Source organism: Bradyrhizobium sp. Mp27 (assembly GCF_029953005.1).
In the GTDB taxonomy this organism is placed as follows: domain Bacteria; phylum Pseudomonadota; class Alphaproteobacteria; order Rhizobiales; family Xanthobacteraceae; genus Bradyrhizobium; species Bradyrhizobium barranii.
Genome location: NZ_JASAUS010000298.1, coordinates 1 through 5,041, shown reverse-complemented (window position 1 = coordinate 5,041; position 5,041 = coordinate 1). Strand labels below are relative to the sequence as shown.

The window sequence follows — 5,041 nt, the reverse complement described above, 5'->3', positions numbered from 1 at the left end:
GTATCCGTCGTCCCTGGTGTTCTGGCGTGGAAATTCACCCTGCCAGGTGTTGGCCATGTGACGGCCCCCGGGCGCAAATTCATCTCCCCATGCGAACTCGGCGCCGTCCAGTCCGCCGCGCGCCGCGAACTCCCATTCCGCTTCGGTTGGCAAATCCTTGCCGGCCCATTTTGCATAGGCGAGCGCATCGCTGAAGGCCACATGCACGACGGGATGATCGTCCAGCCCACGGATGTCACTGCCCGGCCCGTAGGGGTGCCGCCAGTTCGCGCCTTTGGCGAAGGTCCACCATTGGCTGAAGTCCCGGAGACTGACCGGATGCGTGGGCGGAGAAAACATCAGCGAGCCCGCATAGACCATGTGCGGGAGTATTCCCGGATAGTCCTTTGGATCGGGCGCGATCTCGGCAACGGTGACGTGGCCGGTAGCCTTCGCGAACGCCTTGAATTGCCGGTTGGTCACTGGATGGCAATCCATCCAGAACGCGTCCACGGTGACGCGGTGGACCGGCGCTTCTTCCGGATAGTGCCGATCCGAACCCATGCGAAACGTGCCGCCCGGCACGTACAGCATCCCCTCACCCGCTGGATGCTGGACCGATTGTCCGGACTCAGGCGACGATTTCGCATCAGCCAGCTTCATGCCGATCTCCGGACCCGAGCGTCATTGGCCTGCGCCGCAACGGAAACGGAATGCCACTCTTCGAGATTGATCTAGATCAAAGGCTCCAGGTTGGGTCATTCACGATGGTGCTGGGTCGCCAGCAAGCCTTGCCATGTCCGCTGCATCATCAAAACCGAAGCAGATTCAGAACAGTAGGACATCCCACCGACAGCCTCGGCTACTTTGCATGGGGTTGTTTTTCGAAAATTGATTGTCCGGACACAAAAGCCTCAGTACGCCACGGTTCGAGGCAGCTTCTCGGCTTGGCGACCGCCGCCTCTGGAATACTGGATCGCCCGCACCAGTGCGCAATGCACACAAGGCGGGCGATGACAGCATACTCGTGGTGATTGCGTGCCCTACTCTGTGGGCCCGCGCCTCACGCCCCGTTCAGGAATTGAAGCGGGTCAACCGGGCTCGATCCCTTACGGATCTCGAAGTGGAGCTGCGGCGACGCCACCTCCCCAGATTGACCCGACTTGGCAATGACCTGACCGCGCTTGATGGTATCGCCGCGCTTCACCATCAGCTCACTCGCATGGGCATATGCGGTAACGTAGCCGTTGGAGTGCCGAACCAGGACCAGATTGCCGTAACCTTTGAGCTCGTTGCCGGAATAGGCGACGACGCCGTCTTCTGCCGCCTTGACCGGCGTACCCTCGGGCACCGCGAGATTGATGCCGTCATTGGACTTGCCATTGGTCTTGGCGCCGTAGCTCGTGACCACCTTGCCACGCACCGGCCAGCGGAAGGTCGGCAGCGCGCTGGTGGTCTCCGCAGCTTTCGCCGGAGCCTCCGCGGCCTTCTCTTCGACGTTGGCCGTGGCCTGGGCCAGGCGCGCGCTTTGCACGGGTGCGGCGACAGCGGCCATCTTGGTGGCGGTTGCGGGAGCAACCGCAACGGGCTGCAGCGTGCCCGCGACAGGAGCCGCAGCAACCGGCGCCGCGACGGCGGCGGTCTTGGCGCCCGGCACGGTCAGCCTGGTGCCGAGCTTGAGCTTCGCCGACGGATCGAGGCCGTTGGCACGGGCAAGCTCGGCCGACGAGATGTGGTTCTTGCGGGCAATGCTGGCGAGCGTGTCGCCGTGATTAACGAAGTGTGTGCTCGGCGGCGCAGCGGCTGCAACCGGCTTCGCAGCAGGCGCCATCGCGGGAGCCGCCGCGACAGGAGCCATCGCCGGTGCCGGCGCAGCGGCTGTGGCCGGATGCGGGATGATCAGTTGCTGGCCGGGCGAGAGCGCGCGCGGGCCCTTGTAGCCGTTGGCGGCGAGGATCGCCTGCGGCGTGACGCGATAGCGCTTGGCGAGCACGTCGAGCGTGTCGCTGGTGCCGACGATGATCTTGGTCCCGCCGGCCGGCTGGGCGGCCGCGACCGAGCGCGGCGGCACGGTGGCCGTGGTCTCCAGATGCGGCTGCGCCGGGGGTGCGTAGGAGCTGACGCCGCGACCGCCTCCGGACACCCCGCCACCCGCCGCAACGGGATAGGATTGCGGCGCCGAGACCGCCGGCGGCGGCAGGGGCTGCGACTGATAATAACCGGGCTGCGTCTGCGGCCGCGAATATTGCGGCAGCTCACGCTGCGGCGGCGGTGCCTGCTGCACCGTACCGGTCTGATCAGACGAGAAGGGGTTGGAGAAATTCGACTGGGACAGCCGCGACTGCATGTCGGCGCTGCACCCTGCAAAGCTGAACGAGATCAGCGCCAAGACCGCAACCTGCGGCACGCGGCGCGAGTTAAGCAACTCGGCGACAACAGACATGGTTACTCACTCGTACGCAACAGAACTGATCTTTTAAGTAAACACGTCGCGAGTAAATAACGGCTTAACCCTCCCAATAAGATGTTGGCAGCACAGCCGATCCGGAGACCTACAGCTCCCGCGCCACCCCGGGCAGCGCCGGCACGAAGCGGACCTCGACGAGTTCCTTGCGCTCGATCCCGGCTTCGGTCCGGCTGAAGCGGACCAGCGTCTGCACACCATGGTGCGGGCCGATGGGTGCGATCAGGATGCCGCCGACCTCCAGCCGCTCGACCAGGTTCTCCGGAAGCTGCTCCATCGCGGCGGTCACGATGATGCGGTCGAACGGGCCGATATTGGCCGGCAGGTTGAGGCCGTCGCCGAGCATCACCTCGACATTGTGACAGTTTAGCTTTTCGAGCCGGGCGCGTGCCGCCTCCGCAAGCTTGCGGTAGCGCTCGACGGTCAGCACCTGGCCCGCGAGCCGCGACAGCACGGCGGCCTGATAGCCCGAGCCGGCGCCGATCTCGAGCACGCGGTGCTTCTTCTGGAGCTGCAGCTGCTCGGTCATGTAGGCGACGACGAAGGGCTGGCTGATGGTCTGCCCGCAGGCGATCGGCAGCGCGCTGTCACGATAGGCGGCGTCGCGATCGGTCTCCTCGACGAACAGATCGCGCGGCACCTCCTCCATGGTTCGCAGCACTGCCTGATCGCTGATGCCCCGACGCCTCAGCGAGAGCTGAAACATCATCTTTTCCGGCGGGTGCTGATCGGAGGTCATCGCTGCTTATCGTCTCGTCGGGTCCGGGGCCACTTGTCTCGTTAAGACCCGGGGCAGGAATCCTGTTCCTACCCAGGAACCCATGATAGCCTTTCGGGCGCGGTATTGGACCATAAATCGGCTTGCAACGGGTTGGCTGCAAAGACCATTTTCGGGTGCCCGCTCGCCGAAACGCGCATTGCGTCGATTCGCGTTATCTGCGAACGTTTTCCGCAAATGGGCAAGGACTCAACGACTATGACCGCGACCGGACCTTCGGGCCGCTCTGTATTCCTCGTCGAGGACGAGGTGATGATCAGGATGATGGTCGCGGATATGCTCGAAGAGCTCGGCTACAAGGTGGCTGCCGAGGCCGGCGATATCACCGAGGCCCTGCGGCTCGCCCAGGCGACCGAGTTCGACATCGCCATCCTCGACGTCAACGTCAACGGCAAGGTCATCTCTCCGGTCGCCGATGTCATCAGGGCGAAGGGCTGCCCGTTCATCTTCGCCACCGGCTACGGCTCCTCCGGCCTGCCCGAGCAGTACCGTGACCGGCCGGCCCTGCAGAAGCCGTTCCAACTCGACGCGCTCGGCAAGACCATCGAGGCCGCCCTTCGCGGCGGCTAGCGATTACTTCAGCGTCGCGCCCAGCGCTTCAGAAAACGCCTCATTGGTGCGGTCGAGCCGGAGCGGCGTCACGGAGACATAGCGCTCGCGCAGCGCCGCCAGATCGGTGCCTTCGGCAGGCGTATCCATCATCGCGGCGCGCTCGAAGCCGATCCAGAAATAGGGATTGTTGCGGCCGTCCCTGCGCTCGTCGATCCTGAGGAAGCCGAGATTGCGCTTGCCCTGGCGCGTGACGCGGATGCCGAGCACCTCTTCAGGCGTACAGGCCGGAAAATTGACGTTGATGACGGTGTCCTTCGGGATGCCGGCGGCGATCACCTTGCGCAGGATGTCGGGTCCGAATTTGAGCGCGGTATCCCAAAGCGGGCGCTCGCGCGTCTCGACGCTGAACTCCTGCGACAGGGCGAAAGACGGCAGCCCCAGGATGGTGCCCTCCAGCGCGCCGGCGATGGTGCCGGAATAGACCACGTCCTCGGCGACGTTGCGGCCCTTGTTGACGCCGGACAGTACGAGGTCCGGTGGCTTGGTGCCGAGGATATGGCGCGCGCCCATGATGACGCAGTCGGTCGGCGTGCCGCGCACGGCGAAGTGTTTTGGTCCGACCTCGCGCAGGCGCAGCGGATCGTTCAGCGAGAGCGAATGCGACACGCCGGACTGGTCGAGCTCGGGCGCAACGACCCAGACGTCGTCGGACAATGCGCGCGCGATCTCCTCCACGACCTTGAGGCCGGGGGCGTGAATGCCGTCGTCATTGGTGCAGAGAATGCGCATATTAAAAATCGTTCCTGAAGCGGGTCTGAGCCGTCTTATCCGGCCGGGGCCGATCAGGCAAACCGGCCGACTGGGTCCGGCGGCGGGTTCCCAGCCTGATCCTGCTACCTGCGGATGCGCCATTGCGGCAGGAAGCGTGCGAGCCTGCCTTCCGCACGCAGCTTCATCGCCGGCACCACCAGGCTCACGACCGGAGCCTCGATCACCCCGAGCGCCTCCAATTGCGCGAGGATCGGGTCCGGCTCCGGCGTCTGCGGAAAGCGTTCGCGCGCCACGGTCAGCGCCTTATCGAAATCCGCAGCATTCACGCCGGGCTTGGCCCGCCGGCTGCACACGAGATCGTCATCCCAGAGCCGCGCGATCGCGATGTCCCCGCGGGTCACTTCAAATTCCTCCGGGTGTGGTCAGTCAAATTCCTCCACCCGCGAGGCAGGACAAGGGACTGTTAGTTTGAGTTTGTTTCCCGGGCAAGAGCTTCA

At 64.7% G+C, this 5,041-nt stretch carries 6 protein-coding genes; 1 reads left to right on the top strand and 5 read right to left on the bottom strand.

All coding sequences use genetic code 11. The features are described 5' to 3' along the window. The 3 genes from QJT78_RS48270 to QJT78_RS48260 form a co-directional block, all read right to left on the bottom strand. Nucleotides 1–642: SUMF1/EgtB/PvdO family nonheme iron enzyme (locus QJT78_RS48270; RefSeq protein ID WP_281460755.1), on the bottom strand; the 642-nt coding region annotated here is incomplete at its 3' end. A gap of 400 nt (nt 643–1,042) precedes the next feature. Beyond that, nucleotides 1,043–2,422: a LysM peptidoglycan-binding domain-containing M23 family metallopeptidase gene (locus QJT78_RS48265; protein WP_028152471.1), complete on the bottom strand. Its 1,380-nt coding sequence runs from the start codon at nt 2,420–2,422 to the stop codon at nt 1,043–1,045. Nucleotides 2,423–2,531: 109 nt separating this feature from the next. After that, nucleotides 2,532–3,182, bottom strand: a complete 651-nt coding sequence (locus QJT78_RS48260; protein ID WP_028152470.1) for a protein-L-isoaspartate(D-aspartate) O-methyltransferase — start codon at nt 3,180–3,182, stop codon at nt 2,532–2,534. 237 nt (nt 3,183–3,419) lie between these two features. On the opposite strand from QJT78_RS48260, the gene QJT78_RS48255 reads away from it, so the two are divergent. Next, nucleotides 3,420–3,791, top strand: coding sequence for a response regulator (locus tag QJT78_RS48255; RefSeq protein ID WP_028152469.1), 372 nt, complete (start codon nt 3,420–3,422; stop codon nt 3,789–3,791). Nucleotides 3,792–3,794: 3 nt separating this feature from the next. Here the strand turns inward: QJT78_RS48255 and surE are convergent, their stop codons facing one another. Further along, the gene (surE, locus tag QJT78_RS48250) at nt 3,795–4,562 is read right to left on the bottom strand and encodes a 5'/3'-nucleotidase SurE (protein ID WP_028152468.1); all 768 of its coding nucleotides are present in this window, start codon (nt 4,560–4,562) and stop codon (nt 3,795–3,797) included. A 104-nt stretch (nt 4,563–4,666) separates the two neighbouring features. Then, complete coding sequence (locus QJT78_RS48245) at nt 4,667–4,945, bottom strand: hypothetical protein (protein ID WP_281460754.1); 279 nt, start codon at nt 4,943–4,945, stop codon at nt 4,667–4,669. Between the last annotated feature and the right edge of the window lie 96 nt (nt 4,946–5,041).

What these genes read in the sequence shown, in the direction of transcription:
- QJT78_RS48260 (WP_028152470.1), bottom strand. Translation starts at nt 3,182, where the DNA reads ATGACCTCCGATCAGCACCCGCCGGAAAAGATGATGTTTCAGCTCTCG.
- QJT78_RS48255 (WP_028152469.1), top strand. Translation starts at nt 3,420, where the DNA reads ATGACCGCGACCGGACCTTCGGGCCGCTCTGTATTCCTCGTCGAGGAC.
- QJT78_RS48265 (WP_028152471.1), bottom strand. Translation starts at nt 2,422, where the DNA reads ATGTCTGTTGTCGCCGAGTTGCTTAACTCGCGCCGCGTGCCGCAGGTT.
- surE (WP_028152468.1), bottom strand. Translation starts at nt 4,562, where the DNA reads ATGCGCATTCTCTGCACCAATGACGACGGCATTCACGCCCCCGGCCTC.